A 24,121-nucleotide genomic window follows, 5' to 3' on the forward strand; every position below is an offset into this window, starting at 1 on the left:
CTAATTTTCCGCTCCCCTCAACCCTGAGGGGAACAGAAGTCACTGCTTACAGGATCTCGAGCAGCTCAACCTCGAACACCAGCGTGCTGAACGGAGGAATGGACGCGCCAGCGCCACGCTCGCCATAAGCCAGTTCCTGAGGAATAGTCAGTTCCCATTTGGAACCCACCGGCATCAGGGTCAGCGCTTCAATCCAGCCTGGGATCACGCCATTAACCGGGAATTCAGCCGGCTCACCACGAGCGACAGAACTGTCAAACACAGTACCGTCAATCAGTTTACCGGTATAGTGCACACGTACGCGGTCGGTACGCGCCGGAATTGCACCTTCACCCTGAGTCAGAACACGGAACTGCAGACCAGATTCAGTGCTGTTCACACCGTCTTTCTCACGGTTTTCTTCCAGATATTTGACGCCATCGGCGGCCATAGCCTGGAAACGTTCACGACGTACCGCATCTGCACGTTCGTGGATTTCACGCAGTGCGCGGTGCACAACGTCAACAGGCACAGCTGGGTGTTTGCCTTCCAGCGCATCAGCAATACCAGCGACCAGCGCTTCAGGTAACAGCCCTTCCAGACCGGATTCGCTCAGTTGCTGTCCAACCTGCAAACCAATGCCGTAGCTTGCTTGCGCTTCGATAGTGTCAAAAGTCGGGGTGGCCATCATATTTCCTTTCATCGGATGTAAAGTAGCGGGCAGCATATCAGCCATGCCGCATCCGGTAAAACTTTGTATCAGGAAGAGATGACAAATCGCGAGGAAAAAGAAACAATGGCTATATTCCGCATCAATATCACGAAAGCGGATGTATACCCTGAAAAATTCGAGTGCAGGCAGGCGAACGAATCCCGATGAGCTTACATTTATAAGTAATTAGGGTGAGTGAGAGCAGCCAACACACCGGCAACGCGAAGCATGAAGGGTATTATGACGAACATCATAGCGTTAGCCATCTATACTCTATGATCGAGGAACGATAAGCGGAGCAGGAGGAAAGCCATGCCCGGGCGCTTTGAATTAAAACCAACCCTGGCGAAAATCTGGCATGCACCGGACAATTTTCGCATTATGGACCCGCTACCGCCTATGCATCGCCGTGGCATCATTGCTGCTGCAATCGTGCTGGTGATAGGTTTCCTGCTCCCTTCTAATGACTCCAGCGATACTCCAGTGGTCACACGTGATGCACAACTGGATTTCCAGTCGCAATCACAGCCGCCGACTGAGGCTCAGCTTCAGGCACAGCTGGTTGCCCCGCAAAACGATCCTGGCCAGGTCGCTCCGGTTGCGCCGGAACCGATCCAGGAAGGAGAACCAGACGTACAGCCGCAGGCTCAACAATCTCAGCCCCAGACGCAGCCTTTTCAGCAGGATAGCGGGATTGACCAGCAATGGCGCACCTATCGCGTAGATTCAGGCAAAACGCTGGCGCAGGTATTCCGCGATCATAACCTTCCACCAACCGATGTGTATGCTATGGCACAGGTCGAGGGGGCAGGAAAACCGCTGAGTAATCTGAAAAATGGTCAGATGATACAGATCAGGCAGAATGCCAATGGAGTGGTGACGGGTTTAACTATCGATACCGGTAATGGTCAGCAGGTGCTGTTTACCCGCCAACCCAACGGCAGCTTTATTCGCGCACGGTAATTTTTAGTCCGGGTGGCGACGTCAATGCCTCACCCGGACTGGCATCGGCCTGATAAGCGCCACGTTATCAGGCATTCTGTGGTTTGCGCACTTTACTGACCTTATTCACCCACCAAATCCCCGAACAGACCAGCACCAGCGCAACCGCGTATTTCCACTCCAGAATATTCTCGCCGAGGAAGATCGCCGACAGCACCGCTCCCGAAACGGGAATAAGAAAGTTAAACGGAGCGATCATCCCTACACGATTGTACTTGAGCAAGATGCTCCACAATGCGAACGCCACCGAAGAGAGCAGCGTCAGGTAGCCAAGAATCGCCACCGAAGACGAACCGTGTACGGTCAGCGTCCCACCGAAAGCATAGCCCCCGATAACCAATGCCAGACCGCCTATCCCCAGTTGATAGCCTGTCATCACCGTCGGATCCACTGTCTGAGAAATACGTTTACCGTAAAGCGTGGCGGCAGAGAGAATAAAGGCTGCCAGCACCACCGAGCCATCACCTAACAGACTAAAGCTAAAGTCCATCAGGCCACTGTTAAAGTTCACCACCATCACACCGGTAAAGCCCAGGATACAGCCCAGCGCCTTGTTGTAGCTCAGCTTGTCGTTCTGGTAGATAAAGTGGGCCAGCAGTACGCTAAAGAACGTGCCAGTGGCGTTCATGATTGAGCCTTTCACACCCGTCGTGAACGCCAGACCGATGTAAAAGAAGATGTATTGCAGTGAGGTCTGCGTCAGTCCCAGCAGCGTGAGCTGTCCAAACTGGCGTGGGCTTAACCTGCCGATAGGTTTACGCTGCATCATAGCCAGCAACAGTAGTAATAATCCCGCAAACAAGAAGCGGTATCCAGCAAAGACAATTTTCGACGGAATGTCATCCGTGGCAATCTGGAAGATCTCATACCCGCTTTTTATCGCCGGATAGGCACTTCCCCAGAGCAGGCAGCAGAACGCCGCGCTCAGATAGACTACGTTTTTACGCGCAAACAGAGGTTGGTGCGTTGTTTCCATTCCATCACCACTTTGAAATAATGTTTTATTTTTACGATTATCCCGAAAAGGATAGAGAATAGCCAGAGCGAAAAACAGGAGGGGGAGAAAAGCAAAACGCCGGCACAGGGCCGGCGCTTTTACGCGGTTTTCAGAATAAAAACTTATTCTGCAACTACGTTTACAGTCAGCTTAGCAAACACTTCGCTGTGAACCTGGAAGCTCACTTCATGCTCACCAGTGGTACGCAGAACACCGTTCGGCAGACGAACTTCGCTCTTAGCCACTTCAACGCCAGCTGCAGTTACAGCGTCAGCGATGTCGCGAGTACCGATGGAACCGAACAGTTTACCTTCATCGCCCGCTTTGGACGCGATGGTTACGGTTTCCAGTGCGTTGATTTTCTCAGCACGAGCTTCAGCAGCAGACAGAACGTCAGCCAGTTTGGCTTCCAGTTCAGCGCGACGCGCTTCGAAAAATTCAACGTTTTTCTTGGTAGCAGGAACAGCTTTACCCTGTGGTACCAGGAAGTTACGAGCATAGCCCGCTTTAACGTTAACCTGATCACCCAGGCTACCCAGGTTTGCTACTTTATCAAGCAGAATAACTTGCATTACCTTATCCTCTCAAAGTCGTATTAATGGACCGTGACCGATTACTGATGACGATCAGTGTACGGCAGCAGGGACAGGTAGCGAGCGCGTTTGATAGCGCGAGCCAGCTGACGCTGGTATTTTGCACGGGTACCGGTGATACGGCTTGGGACAATCTTACCGCTTTCGGTGATGTAGTTTTTCAGCGTAGCGATATCTTTATAGTCGATCTCTTGAACGCCTTCCGCGGTGAAACGGCAGAACTTGCGACGACGGAAATAACGTGCCATATGGCTAGTCTCCAGAATCTATCAATTCAATCTGCTCGGCATGCAGAACCATTTTGCTCAGGCCGTTCTTTGCCTTATGGCAAGAAATGAACCCCTGAACGGTCACTGCGCTACCGACCGTTATACTGTGAGTAATGGCCTGGTTTTCGTGTCCGCTAACAATAACGGGCATTTGGCACCATGCCTGCCGGTGAAAACCGGCTTCCTCCTGCACAGAACGATGCTCAAGCACGAACTGGCAATGAGGAATTCCTGATGGACTGACCTTTCGAAGGGGAGCCCTGCACACGGTGCCGGACAACGCCAGACGGTTGGTCATCAGAAATTACTCTTCAGAATCCCCAGCATCTGCATCATCTGCGGTTTCGTTTGCGAAATCATCGCGACGTTCACGACGCTCGTCTTTCGCTTTAACCATCGGAGATGCTTCGGTAACAGCGTGCTTAGTACGCATTACCATGCTACGGATAACGGCATCGTTGAAGCGGAAGTTTGTTTCCAGCTCATCGATAACTTCCTGCGGCGCTTCAACGTTCAGCAGAACGTAGTGAGCTTTGTGCAGTTTGTTGATCGGGTAAGCCAGCTGACGGCGGCCCCAGTCTTCCAGACGGTGGATCGTGCCTTCTGCTGCAGTGATTGCACCAGTGTAGCGTTCGATCATACCCGGAACCTGTTCGCTCTGGTCAGGATGGACCATAAAAACGATTTCGTAATGACGCATCGAATTGCTCCTTACGGATTATTCAGCCTCCTGTCTGGGTCAGCCGAGGCCCGGGGAGGCAAGGAACGTGTTAAAGGTCGGCTGAAAAATTGACGCGTAATCATACTTGCGCCTACCGCCAAACACAAGGCGATTGTTCGATTATTTATCATGGCGTCATTAATACATATCCAGCAGCATTTTGACGCTGATGCAAATGGAGACAATCACAATCATCGGTCTGATGACTTTCTTTCCTCGCGTCAGCACCACCGTGGCCCCCAGACGCGCACCGAGGGATTGTCCCACGAACATGACCAGCCCCAGCGACCAGATCATTTTACCGCCGAAGATAAAAAACAAAATCGAGGCGATGTTCGATGCCAGATTAATAAAGTTAGAGTGGATTTGCGCCTTATCGATGCTGTATCCCCAAAGCAGGATATAGCAGAGCGTATAGAAAGAGCCGGCCCCAGCGCCAAGAAACCCATCATAAAAACCCACGCACCCGCCGCCGATAAGTGAAAAAAGAAGCAGTGACACCTGCTGTTTTCTTTTCGGTTCACTGAGATTAGGGGCAAATATGAAATAGATGGCGACGGCGATAATCAGTACCGGCAGCAACTTTTTTAGCAGGTCCGGCTCAATAAACTGGATTAATGTGGTGCCCAGCGCAGAACCAATAAAGGCAGATAAAAATACATATTTGTGTTCCTGAACATTGATATGCCCTCGGCGTAAAAAATAAATCCCGGAGGTGAGCGAACTGCCCAACGCCTGAATTTTATTGGTCGCCAATGCGTTGGCCGGCGGCAAACCGGAAATCAACAATGCGCCAATAGAGAGAAACCCACCGCCCCCCGACACTACGTTAATAAAACCAGCTACCAGCGCAACCATAAACATAATCAGGAAATAGCTGAAATCCATGAATGAAGTATCCATAAGTTTTTGCCTTATAATCATAAAGTTATATTATTTTTTCAGCTCACTATAGACGGCGTACTCATTCGGTTAAATTGACCATTTGGTAAGAGGTTATGCCTGGAAAACAGGAATTTTTAACCACAGCGGTAGACATCAGCTAACTGTTAATTAAAGGAAAGACAGGCATGCGGTAATTTTTTGAACAACTGCATCAGAAATGGTCGCTATCGACTCCGTCGGTAACGGTTAAAATTAAATCAGAAGTTATCTACTCACAGGAGAAAGCGAACCAGAGACCGCAGTCGAGGAGGTACATATGCGAGCCCGTGTTTTGACCCTTCTGGCTGTACTTTTGCTCAGTGCAAGTGCAACAGCAGCCATCAAGATTGACAATCATCAGGCCAGAAATATGGATGATGTGCAGAGCTTAGGCGTAATTTACATAAACCATAACTTCGCCACTGAAAGTGAAGCCAATCAGGCCCTGAATGAAGAAACAGATGCTCAAGGCGCTACCTACTACCACGTAATCCTCACCAGGGAGCCAGGTAGTAACGGAAATATGCGCGCCAGCGCGGATATTTATCGCTAGCTATCCAGAAATAACCAACGAGAACATTGCCACAGTTTGACTTGCCCCCTTCATTGGGGGCTTTTTTTGCAGTAAAACGCATCCGGAGCTGATCGATAACATCCCCTGAAAGCGTTAGCTCCGGAGCGTTTTGTTTATTTCTGTCCGTAATAGGCGTTCGGGCCGTGCTTACGCATGAAGTGTTTGTTCATCAGGTAGTCATCAATGGGATTGAGGCATGGGTTGATGCCGCGCGCAATCCACGCCATCTTCGCCACCTCTTCCATCACCACTGCGTTATGTACCGCCTCATGGGCAGTTTTCCCCCACGCAAACGGACCGTGCTGATACACCACCACACCTGGGGTATGCAGCGGTTCAACGTCCCCCAGAGTTTCAATGATGACCTTGCCGGTGTTCAGCTCATATTCGCTCTGTACCTCTTCTTCGTTTAACGCCCGGGTGCAGGGAATATCGCCAAAGAAATAATCCGCATGCGTAGTGCCAAGTGCTGGGATCGCCAGCCCCGCCTGCGCCCATGCCGTCGCATGGGTTGAGTGGGTATGCACCACGCCGCCGAGCGACGGATAGCGGCGGTACAGTGCCAAATGCGTCGCAGTATCAGAGGAAGGACGATAACGCCCTTCCACCACGTTCCCTGTCATATCGACCACAACCATATCGTCTGCGGTCATGGCCTCATAAGCAACACCGCTGGGTTTGATCACTACCCACCCGCGTTCGCGGTCGATGCTACTCACGTTACCCCAGGTAAAAGTCACCAGTCCGTAGCGCGGCAAATCCATGTTGGCATCGAACACCTGCTGTTTAAGCTTTTGCATTACGCCGCCTCCACCAGACCAACGCTTGCCATACGCGCTTTCACCCAATCACGCGCTTTCGCCACTTCTCGTGCCGGATCATCTGCCGTTTCACTCCACATCTCAATCAGGTATGGCCCGCAATACCCACTCTGCTTGAGTGTCGCAAAACAACGTTCGAAATCCACCACGCCCTCGCCAAACGGCACGTTTTTGAACACACCGGGTTTGGTGTCTTTAACGTGTACCGCCACGATATGTCCTATCCCGGCCTGTAATTCCATCTGCACGTCGTTATCCCACGCCGACAGATTGCCAATATCAGGATAAAGCTGGAACCAAGGATTGTTCAGGTAGTGCGCATAACCCAGCGCCTTGCTGATCGAGTTCATCAGGGGATAATCCATAATCTCCATCGCCAGCGTCACCTGAGCACGACTCGCCATTTCCACGCTCTCTTTCAGCCCATCGCGAAAACGACGACGCGTTTCGTTATTGGCCTTCTGGTAGTAAACGTCGTAACCCGCCAGTTGGATCACGCGAATGCCAATATCCTGAGCAAATCGGATCGCTTTACGCATGATCTCCAGTCCCTGGTCACGCACCGCGTCATCTTCGCTACCGAGCGGAAAACGACGATGCGCACTCAGGCACATGGAAGGGACACGCACACCGGTTTCGGCAATCGCACTTACCAGCGCCAGACGCTGCTCACTGCTCCAGTCCAGGCGCGCCAGGCGGTCGTCTGTTTCATCAACAGACATCTCAACAAAATCAAAACCCAGTTCTCTGGCAAGCTTCAGCCGCGTTTGCCAGCACTCCCCGACGGGAAGCGCTTTTTCATAGATACCGAGCGGGATCTGTTTCGACAACATAACCGCTCCTTAGCCCCAAAGTTGGGCGATGGAACGTTTGAACTGACGAGCAGCTTCTACCGGTGAGGCTGCATCACGAATGCTGCGACCGGCGATAAAAACATGGATTGGAATGCCTTTGAACAACGGTAGATCCTCCAGCGCCAGACCGCCGGTAACGGTGACTTTGAAGCCCATATCGGCCAGACGTTTGATGGCACTGATATCTGCGTCCCCCCACGCCACACCTGCGGCCTGTGCATCGCGACTACGGTGATACACAACCTGTCCAATGCCCGCGTCACGCCATTCCTGCGCCTGTTCCCAGGTCCAGTAACCGGTCAGTTCAATCTGTACATCGCCATTGAATTCTTTCGCCACATCCAGCGCACCTTTGGTGGTGTTGATATCCGCACAGCAGATCACAGTCACCCAGTCAGCGTTGGCTTCAAAGCACATACGAGAAAGAATTTTGCCTGCATCGGCAATTTTGGCATCCGCCAGTACGATTTTATGCGGATACAGCGCTTTAAGATCGCGAACCGCACGCACGCCTTCAGCGACACAGAGAATCGTACCAACTTCAATGATGTCCACTTCATCTGCAATCAGGCGTGTTGTTTCATACGCGGAAGCCATCGTTTGATTATCCAGCGCTACCTGCAACATAGGTAATGACATTTTAGTGTTCCTTTTAAGCAGCCGCCGCAGTGGCGTTATCAATTAAATCCAGTACTTCCTGCGCGGTGCGGCAGGCACGTAAACGATCAAAATTAGCTTCATCTTCAAACAGATTAACAATCTGCATGATGCCAACCTCCTGATGCGTGTTGGCATCCACTGCCGCCATGGTGATCAGAATATCAACCGGGTCGTTATCTTCATGGTTAAACACCAGCGGTGTTTTCAGCGTAACCAGGGCAAACCCGGTTTTCTTCACACCTTCCTCCGGGCGGCCATGAGGCATAGCCAGACCAGGTGCTATCACAAAATACGGGCCAAACTGCTCTACGCCGTCGAGAATCGCCTGGTAGTAACGCGGTTCGACAACATCGGCCTTAACCAGCAGATCGACGCCCAGCTTTACGGCTTCCTGCCAGGTGCTGGCATCAGCCTGCAAAAGGATGGCGTTATTGTCCGCTAATGAATCACGTAATTTCATATGGCGTCCTTACTTCACATCCTGCGGAAAATGTTCTTTGATCACTTCCAGCAGCTTTGGACCAAAATCGGCTGGCGATAGCATATTGCGTACGCCAACGACATATTTGTTGCCGGAAACAGTGATTTCACCGGCGATATGGGTAGAGGCGATGATGATATCTGCGCCGCTCAGCTCGCTTTTGTATTCGCCCACCGCGCAACTGTTCACCGTATGGTCAATATTTGACTGGGTTAAAAACTGATCCACTTTCATTTTCATGATCATGGAACTGCCTTGCCCATTGCCACACACAGCCAGAATACGTACGGTCATAATCGGAACTCCTTATTAGGCAGATTGCCCTGCCAGTTGTTTTTCTGCATCTTCCTCAGCGCGCAATGTGCGCCCTGCGAAAAACATATAAGCCAGTGAAATCAGAATCATGACGGCCATAAAAATCAGTCCGAGTGAGGCAAAGCCCTGCATCATCGGTGGAGCCAGAATCGACCAATCCGCCATCCCCATCCAGGCGCTCATGCCGGTGAGTTTCACCGCCCAGACGCAGCCAAAGATTTCGATCATCCCCATCACCAGACAAATTTTGAGCGCCGCACGCCAGCCGCCAAAGTGGTTAGCAAACACACCAATAGTGGCGTTAGAGAAGAACATTGGGATAAAGCCAGGGATTATCAGAATGGATGAGCCGAAACCCACCAGGATACCGACGGCGATCAACTGGCCGATGGTGCCCCACATAAAACCCCAGACCACCGCATTTGGTGCAAAGCTATAAATCGCCGCACAGTCAATCGCCAGTACTGCGCCGGGAATAAGGCGTTGAGAAATACCATTGAACGCTTCTGAAAGTTCAGCAACGAACATACGTACGCCCTGGGTGATGATGAAGATCGCGACCGCGAACGAGAAACCAGTTTGCAGGATATAGATAGTCCAGTGGGTTTTACCCGCCATCGCCTGGACAACATCAATACCGAAGGAAAGCAGGATCGCTCCAAAGAAAATGGTCATCACAATGGCTGTAGAAACGATGTTGTCATGGAAGATATTCAGCCAGCCAGGCAGCTTAAGATCTTCGACGCTCTCTTCTTTTTTACCCAGATATGGCGCGAGTTTGTAAGCCATCCACGAAGCGAATTGCTGCTGGTGACCAATGGAGAAGCCGCAACCGTCGGTGACTTCCTGGGTCGGCTTGTACATCATGTTGGAGGTAATGCCCCAGTAGAGCGACACCAGCACCGCGGTACAGATAATGGTGGTCCACATCGGGTAACCGAAGATGTAGAAAGAGACCGCAATCAGCCCCGCTTGCTGGAACATGATGTGGCCGGTCAACATGATAGTGCGGATACCGGTAATACGCCGCAGCAGGACGTAACAAATGTTCAGCGCCAGCGCCAATAACACGGCGTAGCCTACCCAACTATAGGCATCGCCCATACGTTCAATGGTCGCCATCATTGAGGCGTAGGTATCTGAAATCGCGCCGTTGATGCCATAAACCTCAGACATCTTCGCCACCACTGGTTTAAAGGTGCTGGTCAGGATGCCGGACCCCGCCTGCAACAACATAAAACCGATGATTGTTTTGATCGTGCCTTTGATAATCACGCTGACGCTCTTACGCAGCAGGATGTAGCCAAGACAGGTCACAATACCCAACAGCAGCGGAGCATTGGTCATTACCTGATTAAAAAAGACGGTAAAGATGTTGTAGAGGATCTCCATAACGATCTCCAGTAAACGAAGTTGCCGGGTTTTGTTGATACCCGAATGTTGTACCCTCACTCTAATTTTCAAAAGTAATCACAACAAGATTGAATTTGATTAAATGTGACGCACCACGCAAATAATTCCTATAGATCAGGAAAGGATTAATCATCATCAACTCAAATCACGATTAAGTGCAATAAAATCAAATAAATAATAAAATACCCCAAATAAAACCTCGCGTAATTCCCTCGTAATTACACTCTGTCCGAGATGCTGGTCGCGAAAAACAAGTCATTGCCAACGTGAAAAAATAGTGTCAGGATTAATCAAAACAAATCACACTTTGATTCAACTTGAACAAACATGAAGGTAAATGCGATGAGTAAAGTAAAAAGCATCACGCGTGAATCATGGATCCTGAGCACGTTCCCGGAGTGGGGAAGCTGGCTGAATGAAGAGATCGAACAGGAGCAGGTTGCACCAGGCACCTTTGCCATGTGGTGGCTAGGTTGTACCGGGATCTGGCTGAAATCAGAAGGTGGGGCTAACGTCTGTGTCGATTTTTGGTGCGGGACAGGTAAGCAGAGCCACGGTAATCCGCTGATGAAAACCGGGCATCAGATGCAGCGTATGGCCGGAGTAAAGAAATTGCAGCCAAACCTGCGCACCACGCCATTTGTGCTCGATCCTTTCGCTATTCGCCAGATCGACGCTGTACTGGCCACTCACGATCATAACGATCACATTGACGTTAACGTTGCTGCGGCCGTCATGCAGAACTGTGCCGACGATGTACCATTCATCGGGCCGCAAACCTGCGTGGATCTGTGGATCGGCTGGGGTGTGCCAAAAGAACGCTGCATCGTAGTGAAACCGGGTGACGTTGTTAAAATAAAAGACATTGAAATTCATGCTCTTGATGCATTTGACCGCACAGCGCTGATCACACTGCCAGTCGAGCAAAAAGCGGCCGGTGTCCTTCCAGACGGCATGGATATGCGTGCCGTTAACTACCTGTTCAAAACGCCGGGCGGTACGCTGTATCACAGCGGAGACTCCCACTACTCCAACTACTACGCAAAACACGGCAATGAACATCAGATAGATGTGGCACTGGGTTCCTATGGCGAAAACCCGCGCGGCATTACCGACAAGATGACCAGCTCCGACATGCTGCGCATGGCGGAAGCGTTAAATACCAAAGTGGTGATCCCGTTCCACCATGATATCTGGTCAAACTTCCAGGCCGATCCGCAAGAGATCCGTGTTCTGTGGGAGATGAAAAAAGATCGGTTGAAGTATGGCTTCAAGCCGTTTATCTGGCAGGTTGGCGGCAAGTTCACCTGGCCGCTGGATAAAGATAACTTTGAATATCACTATCCACGCGGTTTTGACGACTGTTTTACAATCGAGCCGGATCTGCCGTTTAAATCCTTCCTCTAATCGCTATGATGCCGGGTTTTTCCCGGCATTTTTCAATATTTACTTTAGTATTTTCAGGCTATTTCAAATATCATCTTAAAAAATCATTTTGTATCGGAATAGCTCATGACTGAAGCACAAAGACATCAAATTCTACTCGATATGCTGGCACAGCTGGGCTTTGTGACCGTTGAAAATGTCGTAGAACGCTTAGGAATCTCACCCGCTACGGCACGTCGGGATATCAACAAACTTGACGAAAACGGCAAGCTTAAAAAAGTTCGTAACGGCGCAGAAGCCATTACTCAACAGCGGCCACGCTGGACGCCGATGAATCTGCACCAGGCACAGAATCATGACGAGAAGGTACGCATAGCCAAGGCAGCGTCACAACTGATCAATCCTGGCGAAAGCGTGGTGATCAACTGTGGATCCACTGCATTCCTGCTTGGGCGGGAAATGTGTGGCAAGCCGGTGCAGATCATTACTAATTATCTGCCGCTGGCAAATTATCTGATCGACCAGGAGCATGAGAGCGTAATCATCATGGGCGGGCAATATAACAAGAGCCAGTCCATCACACTTAGCCCGCAGGGCAGCGAGAATAGCCTGTACGCCGGGCACTGGATGTTTACCAGCGGCAAAGGACTTACCGCTGACGGGCTGTATAAAACTGACATGCTGACCGCGATGGCAGAACAGAAGATGCTTAGCGTAGTCGGCAAACTGGTAGTACTGGTCGATAGCAGTAAAGTGGGTGAACGTGCAGGTATGTTATTCAGCCGTGCCGATCAAATCGATATGCTGATTACCGGTAAAAATGCGAACCCTGAGATCTTGCAACAGCTCGAAGCGCAGGGTGTAAACATTTTGCGCGTTTAGAGATGTTGGCGGAAAAATGATACCGTCGCTGCCAGCGCTTCTGGCGTGATACGGTGGCGCACGCCAGCTTCCCACAGGCAGGTCAGATTTTTATCCAGACCTGCCTGAATCAACGCCTGTTGTAAGCGGAAGGTTTCAACGGCCGGGACCACATCGTCATCCTGTCCATGCCACAATAAAAGCGGTCTGTCGGCCAGTCGGTCCAACTGATGCGTCACATCCCACTCAGCGAGCGGAGCTATTATCGTATCGAATTCCGTCTGCTGCTCTGGCGTCTGCACGAATAAAGGTGGAAAAAGCGTATGGGCAAGGTGGGTAAAATAGCCCGAACCCATCAGGCTGGCTGCACATTTAACCTCGGGATATCGCGCCATAATACCCAGTGCCGTCATACCACCCATTGAGGCGCCCGCGATAGCAAGACGTTCATCTAATATCCAATTCTCTGCCACCAGCGCCGCACGTAACGCCGTAAATTCCTGCATGTTTTGCTGCAAAATCTGCCAGAAGCGGTACATTCTACCCTGCGTATCACCACTGAACCGCGCACCATGATCGGGTGCTTCGGGCATAACAACCCGGAACCCGGCCTGTGCCAGAGCGACGGCAAAATAGCTGTAAACCAGGCTGGAAGAAGTGAACCCGTGATAAAAGATAATGCAGGGAAGTGAAAGGTCGTGTTGACCAGCAGGAAATGCGTGCAGGACAGGAATACCAGCCAGTTGCCGTGTTTCAATTTCTATCATTTGTCGCCTCTTTCTTTCCGGTATGCCATGGAGAAATACTTAACGCAAGTGAATGTGTTCGGCAATGATTCATAATGTTGAGAACTAGGTTACGCTTTCGCAACATTTTCATTCGAAAATCGCGCGAGAGATAACATTTCGGGAACATTCCCCTAAAGGGAAATTAATAAGGCACTACACTATGGCTATCAGGAAACGAGATAGAGTTATGCGTCGGTTTGCCTCTTTGATGCTGGTTATGTTTTTAAGCGCCTGTAGCGTGCTACAGGGGACGCCACAACCCGCGCCACCTGTCGCAGACCATCCGCAAGAAATCCGCCGTGACCAGAGCCAGGGGTTACAGCGAATGGGGACAGTCAATGCTCTGGTGAGAGGCTCTCCAGATGATGCGCTGGCAGAAATTCGTGCCAAAGCTGCCGCGGCTAAAGCTGATTATTACGTTGTATTACTGGTTGATGAAACCGTGGTAACGGGCCAATGGTATTCACAAGCCATTTTATATCGTAAATAACACGGGATTGAAATTTAGTCAGCTTTACATTGCTTTGCGCCCCTATGCGTTTACCTGTGCACAATAAACCAACAGCAGGGAGCTTGAGGTTTATTATCGCGATGGAATGCCCTGCCACGTGTAGGGGTACGAATAATGGAGCTGACGATGAAACAATCACTTGCCTTATCCTCACTGCTGCTTTCTGCCGGACTGGTGGATACCACGGCACAGCCTGCCGAGTTCGCCAGTGCTGACTGTGTTACGGGTCTGAACGAAATAGGACTGATCTCTGTCAGCAACATTGCAGGAAATCCACAGGATGTGGAACGCGTTGTGGCGTTAAAAGCGGATGAACAAGGTGCCTCATGGTATCGGATCATTCAAATGTATGAAGAACAACAGCCTGATAACTGGCGTGTACAGGCCATACTCTATGCATAGCATACTGCCAGGTGTCGCTCACTTATCTGGCCTACATCGAAAGTATGAGTGTAGGCCTGATAAGATCCTCCTGCACAGCCGCCAGGCAAGTCATTAACACAAGCCACCCGTAGCCCGTAATAACAAGTCATTCTGCACCTGTTCAGACAAACGCCGACCACCACGCGTATCCAACATCATCTGACACCAGGCCTGCGCCACTGGCGGAGATGCATAGCGCAACATCTGCGCCCCACAGCCGAGCAGGAAAAGCTGCTGCGTAATCTCCCGTCCCAGCTCCTCACTGGGTTTACGTAAGTGCTGTTGTAGCTGACGTACCATTCTGTCGTAATGTCGGTCTTGCCCTTTTACTTCAGCAAAAGCTTCACTGAGCATATCGTACATACCCGGTTGTTTCGTTAACACTCGCAATACATCAAGGCACATAATGTTTCCGGATCCTTCCCAGATACTGTTTACCGGCATCTCGCGGTACAAACGCGGCAGTTCACTCTCCTCACAATACCCCGTGCCACCAAGCACTTCCATGGCCTCTGCAACGAATGGCATACCGCTTTTACAGATGGCGAACTTTGCCGCTGGCGTAAATAATCTGGCCCACAGTGCTTCTTTCACATCGTTGCGACGATCCCAGGCTCGCGCCAGCCGAAACAACAACGCTGTTTGGCCTTCCAACTGGAGAGCCATCCGGCTCAATACCTGTCGCATCATCGGCTGCTCAATCAGTGGTTTGCCAAATACCTGCCGCTGATGCGCATGATAAATTGCCACGGAAAAAGCGCGCCGCATCATACTGTGGCTACCAAGCGCACAGTCAAAACGTGTCATACCGCCCATTTTCAGGATATGACGAACACCTTCTCCCTCCTCACCCAGTAGCCAGCCAATCGCATCCTGAAATTCAACTTCGCAGCTGGCGTTAGAGCGGTTGCCTAACTTATCCTTCAGCCGTTCAAGACGGATAGCGTTACGCCGCCCATCAGGTAAAAATCGCGGGACAAAGAAGCAGGACAACCCTCCTTTAGCCTGTGCCAGCACCAGATGAGCATCGCTTTGCGGTACGGAGAAAAACCATTTATGCCCAATTAGCCGATACGTGCCATCCTCAAGGCGGTCTGCCTGAGTGGTATTGCTCAGCACATCTGATCCCCCCTGTTTCTCCGTCATTCCCATGCCAATCAGCAGACCGCGCTTTTTCCCGCCGGGCAGCAGATGTGAATCATAACGATCGCTGCATAGCGGTGTGAACCAGTCATGAAATTGTGGAGGTAACATATCAAGTAACAGCGGCGTGGCGGCAAACGTCATGGTAACAGGGCATAACGTGCCTGCCTCCACCTGCGCATGCAACATAAAACGTGCGGCCCGGGCAACAAATGCCCCCTGTCTTGCATCTTCTTCCCAGGCAAGATTATGTACCCGGTTGGCACACAGCCCCTGCATCAGTAAATGCCAGGCGGGATGAAAACGCACGTCATCCAGTCGCTGCCCCTGCGGATCGTATCGCAATAGTTCTGGCGGATAAGCGTTGGCCAACCGTCCCAGTTCGAGCGATTCCGCCGTTCCTAATTGCTGGCCAATACTGGCAAGAAGATCGCTGTCCCAGCCAGCCCCCTCACGATTCACCGCTTCACACAGTGCACCATCGGACAGGTATAAATTGCTGTTATTGAGCGGTACAGGTTGGTTAAAAACGGTATGCGTTTGCCAGTGCATTGTGTTTCCCTCCGTCAATGGCAGTGACCATAAGTATGGTCACTCACAGAAGAGGGTGCCTGGGATAGCGGTCACAAAAAAGCCATCCCGGAGGATGGCTTGATGGAAATGGAGAGCTCAGTTACCCGCGCTGACGAACGGCCTCAAACAGGCAGATCCCCGTTGCAACAGAGACGTTCAACGATGAGACGCTACCAGCCATCGGAATACTGATCAGCTCATCACAGTGTTCGCGAGTCAGACGACGCATACCTTCACCTTCAGCTCCCATGACCAGCGCCAGGCGGCCAGTCATTTTGCTCTGATACAGAGTGTGGTCAGCTTCACCTGCCGTCCCAACAATCCAGATGTTCTCTTCCTGCAGCATACGCATCGTGCGCGCCAGGTTGGTCACACGGATCAGTGGCACGCTTTCTGCCGCGCCACAGGCGACTTTTTTCGCCGTCGCATTCAACTGCGCAGAACGATCTTTCGGGACGATAACAGCATGCACACCAGCCGCGTCTGCGCTTCGCAAGCAAGCGCCCAGGTTATGCGGATCGGTAACGCCATCCAGGATCAAAAAAAACGGCTGATCGAGAGAGGCGAGCAGATCCGGCAGATCGTTTTCCTGATACTGGCGGCCCGGCTTCACGCGGGCAATAATTCCCTGATGTACCGCACCCTCACTTTTCTCATCCAGAAACTGGCGGTTAGCCAACTGGATGACAACGCCCTGCGCTTCCAGAGCATGGATCAGCGGCAGCAGGCGTTTATCTTCACGACCTTTGAGAATAAAGACGTCCTGAAAGCGCTCAGGCGCACGCTCCAGCAGAGCCTGCACCGCATGGATGCCGTAAATCATTTCACTCATGAATGTACTCGTTAATAGTTTATGTGTAATGCCGGGCAGTACTTAGCTCACCCGGCTTACTGTTTATGGCCGTTATTCCGCGACTTTCTTTTTCGCCGCGCGTTTAGCTTTGGTGGCAGCAGCGATTTTAAGCGTTTTCGCCGATGGCTTTTTCGCTTTTTTGTCGCCTTTTTTCTCAGTCGCTTTTTTATCCGCCTGAGGTTTAGCTCTGCCTTTCTTCTCGCCACGGAAAGCACTATCCGGCTCGAAATTCACCTTTTTGCCCATCTGACGACGTCTGCCGGTGTTTTTACCTGCATCACCTTTTTTCGCTTTTTCGCGCGCGGTTTTACCCTCATTACGCGGTGCGCGTTCACTGGAGATCAGGCTAAAGTCGATTTTACGCTCGTCCATGTTGACGGCTTCCACACGAACTTCCACACGATCGCCCAGGCGATACATCTGACCGCTGGATTCCCCCGTCAGGCGTTGTCCAACCTGATCAAAGCGGTAATAGTCATTATCCAGTGAGGAGACATGCACCAGACCGTCAATAAACAGCTCATCAAGACGAACAAAGAAACCAAAACCGGTCACGCTGGCAATCACGCCTTTAAAGACATTACCGACCTGATCCAGCATAAAGTCGCACTTCAGCCAGTCAGAAACGTCCCGCGTAGCTTCGTCAGCACGGCGCTCCGCCATGGAACAGTGCTGGCCCAGTTGCAACATCTCTTCCATCGAATAATGGTAGCCCCCCGTTTCCGTGGTGTTACCTTTGTGGCCCTGCTCCTGTGCCAGCAAATACTTAATTGCACGGTGCAAAGACAGATCCGGATAGCGACGAATCGGTGAGGTAAAGTGTGCATAAGACTGCAGCGCCAGACCAAAGTGTCCGCGGTTTTCTGGATCGTAAATCGCCTGCTTCATTGAACGCAGCAGCATAGTTTGCAGCATTTCCGCGTCAGGTCTGTCGGCAATTGATTCCAGCAACTCGGCATAATCGCGTGGCTCTGGTTTGTTACCACCAGGCAGTTCCAGTCCCAGCTCTGCCAGTACGGAACGGAAGGAGGTGATTGCTTCAGTGGTCGGCTTGTCGTGGATACGGAACAGTGCAGGCTCTTTGGCTTTCTCAACGAATCGTGCCGCTGAGATGTTAGCCATAATCATGCACTCTTCAATCAGTTTGTGCGCGTCATTACGCTGGGTCTGTTCAATACGTTCAATGCGGCGTTCAGCGTTGAAGATAAATTTGGCTTCTTCACTTTCAAACGAGATACCGCCACGTTCTTCACGGGCTTTATCCAGCACTTTGTACAGATTGTGCAGCTCTTCAATGTGTTTAACCAGCGGCGCGTATTGCTCACGCAGCTCCTGATCGCCCTGCAGCATGTGCCAGACTTTGGTATAGGTCAAACGAGCATGGGAGCTCATTACCGCTTCGTAGAATTTAAAGCCGGTTAAACGACCTTTCGACGAAATGGTCATTTCGCACACCATGCACAGACGATCCACCTGCGGGTTCAGCGAACACAAGCCATTGGAAAGCACTTCCGGCAGCATCGGTACGACCTGCGACGGGAAGTAGACGGACGTACCACGATTGCGAGCTTCCTGGTCCAGCGGTGTTGGTGGTCGAACATAATAGCTTACGTCAGCGATAGCCACCCATAAACGCCAGCCGCCACCGCGCTTCTTCTCACAATAAACGGCATCATCGAAGTCACGCGCATCTTCACCGTCAATTGTCACCAGCGGTAAATCACGCAGGTCAACGCGGCCAATTTTGGCCTCTTCCGGTACTTCTTCTTTAAGCCCGGCGACCTGCTTCTCTACCGCCTGCGGCCAGATATAAGGGATTTCATGAGTACGCAAAGCCATATCAACGGCCATGCTAGTGCCCATGTTATCGCCCAACACTTCAACAATTTTACCTACCGCTTTGGTGCGTCGGGTTGGGCGCTGGGTAAGTTCAACCACTACCACAAATCCCATGCGGGCGCCCATTACCTCTTCAGGTGGGATAAGGATATCGAAGCTCAGGCGGCTATCATCTGGTACCACAAACCCTACGCCGGCGTCGGTGAAGTAGCGACCGACAATCTGGCTGGTTTTTGGCACCAGTATGCGCACAATACGTGCCTCGCGACGGCCTTTACGATCCGCGCCCAGCGGCTGTGCCAGAACCTGATCGCCATGGATGCAGGTTTTCATCTGTTCGCTGGAAAGGTACAGGTCGTCTTTACGTCCTTCAACGCGCAGAAAGCCGTAGCCATCACGGTGGCCAATAACGGTACCTTTCAGCAGGTCAAGACGTTCCGGCAGCGCATAGCACTGACGGCGAGTGAAGACCAGTTGCCCATCACGCTCCATAGCGCGCAGACGGCGACGTAGCGCTTCTAACTGCTCTTCACCTTCAATGTTGAGTTCAACAGCCAGCTCATCGCGGTTGGCCGGTTTTTCACGTTTGGTTAAATGTTCGAGGATAAATTCCCGGCTCGGGATAGGGTTCGCGTATTTTTCAGCTTCGCGTTCCTGGAAAGGATCATGTGACATCTCGGTTCCTCCGTTGTCATCTCTGATGAAGATTTTCGTCACTCCACCAGCAATAATTTATAAAGCGGTTGATTATTTTCAACCAAATCGGCAAGTGTGTAGTTGTCCAGTTCCGTCAGAAAACTTTGCACTGCTTTAGAAAGCGCCTGTTTGAGTCGACAGGCAGGGGTTATGTGGCAAAACTCGCTGCTACAGTTGACCAGCGATAAAGGTTCCAGCTCGCGAACCACATCGCCAATACCAATAGCCTTAGCTGGTTTGCCCAGGCGGATACCGCCGTTTTTTCCTCGAATAGCAGTAACGAAGCCCGCCCGGCTAAGTTGATTGATTATTTTGACCATATGATTACGGGACACGCCGTAGACTTCTGTCACCTCAGAAATACTGGTCATACGTCCTTCGGGAAGCGACGCCATGTAGATTAGCGCACGTAATCCGTAATCGGTGAAACTTGTTAACTGCACATCAACCTCAGGAAAAAGGGAAAACGGATAAGCCTGGTAGTATTAATTATATTGATGATAAACCAGCCACCAGCCAGGTCGCTAATTTATTTCAGTTCGGGAAGGAAAAAAGCGAGGAACTTACAAGATTTTAAGCCGGATACCAGCGTAAAACGCCTTATCCGGCCTACAAATGCCCACTCACTGTAGGCCCGACAAGCATAGCGCCACAGGCGCTATGCAACAACCATAATTATGCGTCGAACGGGTCGCGCAGGATCATAGTTTCAGTACGGTCTGGACCAGTTGAGATAATATCAATTGGTACACCGGTCAGTTCTTCAATACGCTTGATGTAGTTCAGAGCAGCCTGCGGCAGACCACTACGTTCTTTTACACCAAAGGTAGATTCAGACCAGCCAGGCATGGTTTCGTAAATCGGCTCGATACCTTTCCAGTCGTCTGCTGCCAGCGGGGTAGTCGTGACTTCACGACCATCCGGCATACGGTACGCCACACAGATTTTCACCTCTTTCAAACCGTCCAGTACGTCCAGTTTGGTCAGGCAGAAGCCAGACAGGGAGTTAATCTGTACTGCGCGACGCACAGCAACGGAGTCCAGCCAGCCGGTACGACGACGACGACCCGTGGTCGCGCCATATTCGTTACCCTGCTTGCACAGGAACTCGCCGACATCATCAAACAGTTCAGTCGGGAACGGACCTGCACCTACACGAGTAGAGTAGGCTTTAATGATACCCAGCACGTAGTCCACATAACGTGGGCCCAGGCCGGAGCCAGTTGCCACGCCACCAGCAGTGGTGTTGGAGGAGGTTACGTACGGATAGGTACCATGGTCGATATCCAGCAGTGTACCCTGCGCACCTTCGAACATGACAAAATCGCCACGTTTACGCGCCTGGTCCAGCAGATCGGAAACATCAACAACCATAGAGGTCAGGATGTCGGCAATCGCCATCACATCATCCAGCACTTTTTGGTAGTCAACTGCTTCAACTTTATAGAAATTCACCAGCTGGAAGTTGTGATATTCCATCACTTCTTTCAGTTTTTCAGCGAAGGTTGCTTTATCAAACAGATCGCCAACGCGCAGACCGCGACGAGCTACTTTGTCTTCATAAGCCGGACCGATGCCACGACCGGTGGTGCCGATCGCTTTCGCGCCACGCGCTTTCTCACGTGCGTTATCCAACGCGACATGATAATCAAGGATCAGAGGACAAGCTTCAGACAGCAGCAGGCGCTCACGGACAGGGATACCACGATCTTCCAGTCCTTTCATCTCTTTCATCAGCGCGGACGGAGACAGCACAACACCGTTACCGATGATGCTGATGACATTCTCGCGAAGAATACCTGATGGAATAAGATGGAGGACGGTTTTTTCACCGTTGATTACGAGAGTATGGCCTGCGTTGTGACCACCCTGGTAGCGCACAACATATTTAGCCCGTTCAGTCAGAAGATCGACGATCTTCCCTTTACCTTCGTCACCCCATTGGGTGCCCAGTACGACGACGTTGTTACCCATTTTTCAAAATCACCGTTTGCTTAAAAATGGATTCTACCACCGCTTTTTCAGATATACAGCACTTTTTGCATCCAAAAATTCGTAAATTAGTCTACTTATTAATCAGCCAATCGTTTTCCTCAACATGTAGTAGACCACAACGCCCGCAACCACAAGACCGCCGCCAAAACGACGTAAAATATTTTCCGGCAGTTGTGCCATCGCAGAGATCATTTTCTTCCAGGCACTGGGATACAGCATCGGACCAAGACCTTCCAGCACCAAAACCAGCGCGAGCGCCAGCAAAATTGTTGAGTTCATCCGCTGTCCTTATATAAAAAGAAAACCACCGCATCCCTGAGGACGCCGGTGGTTTTACTGGTCTAAAACCGCTGGGCTATTTTAGCGTGTCGCGGAATTCGGTGTCTTCATGTAACGGAAGAAATCGCTGTCCGGACTCATAATCATCACGTCCTGATTACCTTCGAAGCTCTTCTCGTAAGCACGCAGGCTACGGATGAAGGCGTAGAAGTCAGGATCCTGACTAAATGCGTCGGCAAACAGTTTAGCGGCCTCCGCATCACCTTCACCACGCATAATACGGCCCTGGCGCTCAGATTCTGCCAGCGTTTTAGTAACTTCATAGTCCGCTGTTGCGCGCAGTTTTTCCGCTTCTTCCTGACCTTGTGAACGATGGCGACGCGCTACCGCTTCACGCTCAGCGCGCATACGGTTGTAGATAGCCTCGGACACTTCGGCCGGCAGGTTGATTTGCTTGATACGCACGTCGACCACTTCGATACCCAACGCCGCCATACTGTTCGGGTTGATGACCGGTACTTTACCGTTCGTTTCAGCCTGAACACGTTCAGCTGCTTCGGCAATTGCACTATCCGCCGCAGGGGTCGCTACTTCATCTTCCGTGCCAGCAGATCCGGAGTTCAGCGCGTCACGGACTTCCAGGGTCAGACGACCTCGAGAATCGGTAACGATGTCTTTTACATCCAGACGACCGATTTCAGAACGCAGACGGTCAGAGAACTTACGTTTCAACAGAACTTCTGCCTGAGAAACATCACCACCGCCCGTTGCCAGGTAGTAACGGCTAAAATCGCTGATACGCCATTTAATGTAGGAGTCAACGATCAGGTCTTTCTTCTCTTTGGTAACAAAGCGATCGGCCTGGTTGTCCATGGTCTGAATACGCGCATCAAGCATTTTCACTGATTCAATAAACGGGATCTTAAAGTGCAAACCCGGTGCAAAAACCAGCGGCTTGTTGTCATCGTCGCGCAGAACTTTACCAAAGCGCAGCGTAATACCACGCTCGCCTTCTTTGACGACAAAGACAGACATGAACAGAACTACCAGAACGATGATAATAATCGCAATAACTGACTTACGCATCGTTATTCCCCCTGACGCTGGTAGTCGTTACGCTGCGCGTTCGCGCGGCGTTGGTCCATAATATCACCCTGACTGGTGGACGAAGTGCTGCTTGCTCCAGTACTGGAGGTTGATGCCGGTGGCAGACGCAACAGGTTTGAGCTGCTGTCAGATTTTGCTGCTGGAGCATTTCCGCCTTTAAGCATCTGATCTAACGGCAGAACCATCAGATTGCCGCCCTTATCGTTAACCAGAACTTTGCGGGTATGGCTCAGCACTTTTTCCATGGTTTCAATATACAGACGCTCGCGAGTAATTTGCGGTGCGGCTTTATATTCCGGCAGAATTTTTGCAAAGCGAGCCACTTCACCCTGTGCTTCCAGGATGGTTCGCGTTTTATATGCACGCGCTTCTTCAAGAATACGCTGCGCCTGACCATTTGCGCGTGGCTGAACTTCGTTGGTGTACGCTTCAGCTTCACGGATGTATTGCTGCTCGTTTTCACGTGCTGCGATGGCATCGTCAAACGCGGCTTTCACCTCTTCCGGCGGACGTGCAGCCTGGAAGTTGACGTCCAGCAGAGTAATACCCATGTTGTATGGACGAATGGTCTCTTCCAGTTCACGCTGGGTGTCGCTACGAATAACAGTACGCCCTTCGGTCAGAATACGATCCATGGTGTATTTGCCGATAACCCCACGCAAGGCGCTGTCGGTAGCCTGGCGCAGACTGTCATCAGCACTGGTTACGCTAAACAGGTAACGCTGCGGATCGGTAACACGGTACTGCACGTTCATTTCAACGCGCACGACGTTTTCGTCAGATGTCAGCATCACGCCGGATGCAGCAAGCTCACGCACAGCTTCGACGTTTACCGGAGTAACTTCGTCGATAAATGTCGGTTTCCAGTTCAGACCCGGCTCAACCAGATGGCTGAATTTACCGAAGCGTGTCACCACGCCGCGCTCCGCTTCTTTAATGGTATAGAAACCGCTGGCTGCCCAGATAATGACAATTGCCGCTGCTGCGATAGTAAAGACCCGTCCTCCCAGTTGTGGACGCGGGCCTTGCGATGAACTACCGCCACCAGAACCTGTACCTTTACCGCCACCCAGACCACCGAGTTTTTTACTCAGTTTGCGGAAGATATCATCAAGATCGGGAGGTCCCTGCTCACGACCACCTTTGTTTCCATTTCCCTCAGGGTTGCCGCCAGGTTTGCTGCTTCCCCAGGGGTCGCGGTCTTGTCCGTTATTACCGGGCTGATTCCACGCCATGTTTGTGCTCCATATTTGTTATGCGGTGATATACCCCGTTTTTTGCACTACAGGAGCGTTACCGCCTTCCTGCAACCCAAAATTCGATGAGTATTGGGCAAAAAATCCCCAGGCATT

Annotated in this window: 28 protein-coding genes; 6 read left to right on the top strand and 22 right to left on the bottom strand. The window is 51.2% G+C overall.

Features of this window, described 5'->3' with window-relative positions; all coding sequences use genetic code 11:
• Positions 1–46: 46 nt before the first annotated feature.
• Positions 47–667: a BamJ family beta-barrel-assembly machinery protein gene (fklB, locus tag SK36_RS18520; protein WP_045449404.1), complete on the bottom strand. Its 621-nt coding sequence runs from the start codon at positions 665–667 to the stop codon at positions 47–49.
• Positions 668–1,003: 336 nt separating this feature from the next.
• Here fklB and SK36_RS18525 point away from each other — a divergent pair, with 336 nt between their 5' ends.
• Positions 1,004–1,654 (top strand): OapA family protein, encoded by a 651-nt coding sequence (locus tag SK36_RS18525; protein WP_045439032.1) that lies wholly within the window; start codon positions 1,004–1,006, stop codon positions 1,652–1,654.
• Positions 1,655–1,721: 67 nt separating this feature from the next.
• Here the strand turns inward: SK36_RS18525 and SK36_RS18530 are convergent, their stop codons facing one another.
• The 6 genes from SK36_RS18530 to SK36_RS18555 form a co-directional block, all read right to left on the bottom strand.
• Positions 1,722–2,669 (bottom strand): DMT family transporter, encoded by a 948-nt coding sequence (locus SK36_RS18530; RefSeq protein ID WP_045439029.1) that lies wholly within the window; start codon positions 2,667–2,669, stop codon positions 1,722–1,724.
• A 143-nt stretch (positions 2,670–2,812) separates the two neighbouring features.
• Entirely contained in the window at positions 2,813–3,262 is a 450-nt protein-coding gene (gene rplI, locus SK36_RS18535; protein ID WP_003025676.1) for a 50S ribosomal protein L9, read from the bottom strand.
• A gap of 41 nt (positions 3,263–3,303) precedes the next feature.
• The gene (rpsR, locus tag SK36_RS18540) at positions 3,304–3,531 is read right to left on the bottom strand and encodes a 30S ribosomal protein S18 (RefSeq protein ID WP_000135199.1); all 228 of its coding nucleotides are present in this window, start codon (positions 3,529–3,531) and stop codon (positions 3,304–3,306) included.
• A 4-nt stretch (positions 3,532–3,535) separates the two neighbouring features.
• A complete protein-coding gene (gene priB, locus SK36_RS18545) occupies positions 3,536–3,850 on the bottom strand; it encodes a primosomal replication protein N (RefSeq protein WP_006686338.1) in 315 nt (104 codons plus the stop codon).
• A 6-nt stretch (positions 3,851–3,856) separates the two neighbouring features.
• Entirely contained in the window at positions 3,857–4,252 is a 396-nt protein-coding gene (rpsF, locus tag SK36_RS18550; protein WP_006686337.1) for a 30S ribosomal protein S6, read from the bottom strand.
• Between the two features lie 159 nt (positions 4,253–4,411).
• Positions 4,412–5,176, bottom strand: coding sequence for a TSUP family transporter (locus SK36_RS18555; RefSeq protein ID WP_045439023.1), 765 nt, complete (start codon positions 5,174–5,176; stop codon positions 4,412–4,414).
• A 298-nt stretch (positions 5,177–5,474) separates the two neighbouring features.
• Between SK36_RS18555 and yjfY the strand changes: the two genes are divergently transcribed.
• Entirely contained in the window at positions 5,475–5,750 is a 276-nt protein-coding gene (gene yjfY / locus SK36_RS18560) for a DUF1471 family protein YjfY (RefSeq protein ID WP_045439020.1), read from the top strand.
• A 134-nt stretch (positions 5,751–5,884) separates the two neighbouring features.
• On the opposite strand, the gene SK36_RS18565 is transcribed toward yjfY, so the two are convergent.
• Genes SK36_RS18565 through ulaA form a run of 6 tightly spaced genes read right to left on the bottom strand, consistent with a single transcriptional unit; the run spans position 5,885 to position 10,294 of the window.
• Entirely contained in the window at positions 5,885–6,571 is a 687-nt protein-coding gene (locus SK36_RS18565) for an L-ribulose-5-phosphate 4-epimerase (RefSeq protein WP_048222311.1), read from the bottom strand.
• Entirely contained in the window at positions 6,571–7,425 is an 855-nt protein-coding gene (locus SK36_RS18570) for an L-ribulose-5-phosphate 3-epimerase (protein WP_048222313.1), read from the bottom strand. The genes SK36_RS18565 and SK36_RS18570 overlap by 1 nt, the downstream gene beginning before the upstream one ends.
• 9 nt (positions 7,426–7,434) lie before the next feature.
• A complete protein-coding gene (gene ulaD, locus SK36_RS18575) occupies positions 7,435–8,085 on the bottom strand; it encodes a 3-keto-L-gulonate-6-phosphate decarboxylase UlaD (RefSeq protein ID WP_045439012.1) in 651 nt (216 codons plus the stop codon).
• 13 nt (positions 8,086–8,098) lie between these two features.
• Positions 8,099–8,566, bottom strand: a complete 468-nt coding sequence (gene ulaC, locus SK36_RS18580) for a PTS ascorbate transporter subunit IIA (protein ID WP_045439010.1) — start codon at positions 8,564–8,566, stop codon at positions 8,099–8,101.
• 9 nt (positions 8,567–8,575) lie between these two features.
• Positions 8,576–8,881, bottom strand: coding sequence for a PTS ascorbate transporter subunit IIB (gene ulaB, locus SK36_RS18585; RefSeq protein ID WP_045439008.1), 306 nt, complete (start codon positions 8,879–8,881; stop codon positions 8,576–8,578).
• 15 nt (positions 8,882–8,896) lie between these two features.
• Complete coding sequence (gene ulaA / locus SK36_RS18590) at positions 8,897–10,294, bottom strand: PTS ascorbate transporter subunit IIC (protein WP_045438997.1); 1,398 nt, start codon at positions 10,292–10,294, stop codon at positions 8,897–8,899.
• A 363-nt stretch (positions 10,295–10,657) separates the two neighbouring features.
• Between ulaA and ulaG the strand changes: the two genes are divergently transcribed.
• Both ulaG and ulaR read left to right on the top strand, forming a co-directional pair.
• On the top strand, positions 10,658–11,722 hold the full coding sequence (gene ulaG, locus SK36_RS18595) for an L-ascorbate 6-phosphate lactonase (protein WP_045438994.1): 1,065 nt from the start codon (positions 10,658–10,660) through the stop codon (positions 11,720–11,722).
• A 105-nt stretch (positions 11,723–11,827) separates the two neighbouring features.
• Positions 11,828–12,583, top strand: a complete 756-nt coding sequence (gene ulaR / locus SK36_RS18600; RefSeq protein WP_045438991.1) for an HTH-type transcriptional regulator UlaR — start codon at positions 11,828–11,830, stop codon at positions 12,581–12,583.
• Here the strand turns inward: ulaR and yjfP are convergent.
• Positions 12,580–13,329, bottom strand: a complete 750-nt coding sequence (gene yjfP / locus SK36_RS18605; RefSeq protein WP_048222316.1) for an esterase — start codon at positions 13,327–13,329, stop codon at positions 12,580–12,582. The genes ulaR and yjfP overlap by 4 nt on opposite strands.
• Before the next feature lie 181 nt (positions 13,330–13,510).
• On the opposite strand from yjfP, the gene bsmA reads away from it, so the two are divergent.
• Both bsmA and yjfN read left to right on the top strand, forming a co-directional pair.
• Positions 13,511–13,840 carry a biofilm peroxide resistance protein BsmA gene (gene bsmA, locus SK36_RS18610; protein WP_071828881.1) on the top strand — a complete coding sequence of 110 codons (330 nt, stop codon included), beginning with the start codon at positions 13,511–13,513 and terminating at the stop codon, positions 13,838–13,840.
• Between the two features lie 147 nt (positions 13,841–13,987).
• Positions 13,988–14,263, top strand: a complete 276-nt coding sequence (yjfN, locus tag SK36_RS18615) for a DUF1471 family protease activator YjfN (RefSeq protein ID WP_136345327.1) — start codon at positions 13,988–13,990, stop codon at positions 14,261–14,263.
• A gap of 93 nt (positions 14,264–14,356) precedes the next feature.
• Here yjfN and SK36_RS18620 read toward each other — a convergent pair whose 3' ends face one another.
• The 8 genes from SK36_RS18620 to hflK form a co-directional block, all read right to left on the bottom strand.
• Positions 14,357–15,979, bottom strand: coding sequence for an isovaleryl-CoA dehydrogenase (locus SK36_RS18620; protein ID WP_045438971.1), 1,623 nt, complete (start codon positions 15,977–15,979; stop codon positions 14,357–14,359).
• A gap of 121 nt (positions 15,980–16,100) precedes the next feature.
• Positions 16,101–16,832: a 23S rRNA (guanosine(2251)-2'-O)-methyltransferase RlmB gene (gene rlmB / locus SK36_RS18625; protein ID WP_048222319.1), complete on the bottom strand. Its 732-nt coding sequence runs from the start codon at positions 16,830–16,832 to the stop codon at positions 16,101–16,103.
• 72 nt (positions 16,833–16,904) lie between these two features.
• Complete coding sequence (gene rnr, locus SK36_RS18630) at positions 16,905–19,367, bottom strand: ribonuclease R (protein ID WP_045438967.1); 2,463 nt, start codon at positions 19,365–19,367, stop codon at positions 16,905–16,907.
• A 38-nt stretch (positions 19,368–19,405) separates the two neighbouring features.
• Positions 19,406–19,831: a nitric oxide-sensing transcriptional repressor NsrR gene (gene nsrR, locus SK36_RS18635; RefSeq protein WP_045438964.1), complete on the bottom strand. Its 426-nt coding sequence runs from the start codon at positions 19,829–19,831 to the stop codon at positions 19,406–19,408.
• A gap of 232 nt (positions 19,832–20,063) precedes the next feature.
• Positions 20,064–21,362 carry an adenylosuccinate synthase gene (gene purA, locus SK36_RS18640; protein WP_045438961.1) on the bottom strand — a complete coding sequence of 433 codons (1,299 nt, stop codon included), beginning with the start codon at positions 21,360–21,362 and terminating at the stop codon, positions 20,064–20,066.
• Between the two features lie 102 nt (positions 21,363–21,464).
• On the bottom strand, positions 21,465–21,662 hold the full coding sequence (locus SK36_RS18645; protein WP_003025602.1) for a DUF2065 domain-containing protein: 198 nt from the start codon (positions 21,660–21,662) through the stop codon (positions 21,465–21,467).
• 81 nt (positions 21,663–21,743) lie between these two features.
• Positions 21,744–22,748, bottom strand: a complete 1,005-nt coding sequence (hflC, locus tag SK36_RS18650; protein ID WP_045438957.1) for a protease modulator HflC — start codon at positions 22,746–22,748, stop codon at positions 21,744–21,746.
• A 2-nt stretch (positions 22,749–22,750) separates the two neighbouring features.
• Positions 22,751–24,004, bottom strand: coding sequence for an FtsH protease activity modulator HflK (hflK, locus tag SK36_RS18655; protein WP_048222322.1), 1,254 nt, complete (start codon positions 24,002–24,004; stop codon positions 22,751–22,753).
• Between the last annotated feature and the right edge of the window lie 117 nt (positions 24,005–24,121).

Source organism: Citrobacter sp. MGH106, assembly GCF_001037495.1.
Lineage (GTDB): Bacteria > Pseudomonadota > Gammaproteobacteria > Enterobacterales > Enterobacteriaceae > Citrobacter > Citrobacter murliniae.

Coding starts and splice junctions, on each gene's coding strand:
- hflC (WP_045438957.1), bottom strand. CDS start 22,748: ATGCGTAAGTCAGTTATTGCGATTATTATCATCGTTCTGGTAGTTCTG.
- fklB (WP_045449404.1), bottom strand. CDS start 667: ATGGCCACCCCGACTTTTGACACTATCGAAGCGCAAGCAAGCTACGGC.
- priB (WP_006686338.1), bottom strand. CDS start 3,850: ATGACCAACCGTCTGGCGTTGTCCGGCACCGTGTGCAGGGCTCCCCTT.
- ulaD (WP_045439012.1), bottom strand. CDS start 8,085: ATGTCATTACCTATGTTGCAGGTAGCGCTGGATAATCAAACGATGGCT.
- SK36_RS18525 (WP_045439032.1), top strand. CDS start 1,004: ATGCCCGGGCGCTTTGAATTAAAACCAACCCTGGCGAAAATCTGGCAT.
- bsmA (WP_071828881.1), top strand. CDS start 13,511: ATGGCTATCAGGAAACGAGATAGAGTTATGCGTCGGTTTGCCTCTTTG.
- yjfP (WP_048222316.1), bottom strand. CDS start 13,329: ATGATAGAAATTGAAACACGGCAACTGGCTGGTATTCCTGTCCTGCAC.
- ulaR (WP_045438991.1), top strand. CDS start 11,828: ATGACTGAAGCACAAAGACATCAAATTCTACTCGATATGCTGGCACAG.
- SK36_RS18555 (WP_045439023.1), bottom strand. CDS start 5,176: ATGGATACTTCATTCATGGATTTCAGCTATTTCCTGATTATGTTTATG.
- rpsF (WP_006686337.1), bottom strand. CDS start 4,252: ATGCGTCATTACGAAATCGTTTTTATGGTCCATCCTGACCAGAGCGAA.
- rpsR (WP_000135199.1), bottom strand. CDS start 3,531: ATGGCACGTTATTTCCGTCGTCGCAAGTTCTGCCGTTTCACCGCGGAA.
- SK36_RS18620 (WP_045438971.1), bottom strand. CDS start 15,979: ATGCACTGGCAAACGCATACCGTTTTTAACCAACCTGTACCGCTCAAT.
- SK36_RS18570 (WP_048222313.1), bottom strand. CDS start 7,425: ATGTTGTCGAAACAGATCCCGCTCGGTATCTATGAAAAAGCGCTTCCC.
- yjfN (WP_136345327.1), top strand. CDS start 13,988: ATGAAACAATCACTTGCCTTATCCTCACTGCTGCTTTCTGCCGGACTG.
- ulaB (WP_045439008.1), bottom strand. CDS start 8,881: ATGACCGTACGTATTCTGGCTGTGTGTGGCAATGGGCAAGGCAGTTCC.
- SK36_RS18645 (WP_003025602.1), bottom strand. CDS start 21,662: ATGAACTCAACAATTTTGCTGGCGCTCGCGCTGGTTTTGGTGCTGGAA.
- ulaA (WP_045438997.1), bottom strand. CDS start 10,294: ATGGAGATCCTCTACAACATCTTTACCGTCTTTTTTAATCAGGTAATG.
- ulaC (WP_045439010.1), bottom strand. CDS start 8,566: ATGAAATTACGTGATTCATTAGCGGACAATAACGCCATCCTTTTGCAG.
- yjfY (WP_045439020.1), top strand. CDS start 5,475: ATGCGAGCCCGTGTTTTGACCCTTCTGGCTGTACTTTTGCTCAGTGCA.
- SK36_RS18530 (WP_045439029.1), bottom strand. CDS start 2,669: ATGGAAACAACGCACCAACCTCTGTTTGCGCGTAAAAACGTAGTCTAT.
- rlmB (WP_048222319.1), bottom strand. CDS start 16,832: ATGAGTGAAATGATTTACGGCATCCATGCGGTGCAGGCTCTGCTGGAG.
- purA (WP_045438961.1), bottom strand. CDS start 21,362: ATGGGTAACAACGTCGTCGTACTGGGCACCCAATGGGGTGACGAAGGT.
- ulaG (WP_045438994.1), top strand. CDS start 10,658: ATGAGTAAAGTAAAAAGCATCACGCGTGAATCATGGATCCTGAGCACG.
- hflK (WP_048222322.1), bottom strand. CDS start 24,004: ATGGCGTGGAATCAGCCCGGTAATAACGGACAAGACCGCGACCCCTGG.
- SK36_RS18565 (WP_048222311.1), bottom strand. CDS start 6,571: ATGCAAAAGCTTAAACAGCAGGTGTTCGATGCCAACATGGATTTGCCG.
- rnr (WP_045438967.1), bottom strand. CDS start 19,367: ATGTCACATGATCCTTTCCAGGAACGCGAAGCTGAAAAATACGCGAAC.
- rplI (WP_003025676.1), bottom strand. CDS start 3,262: ATGCAAGTTATTCTGCTTGATAAAGTAGCAAACCTGGGTAGCCTGGGT.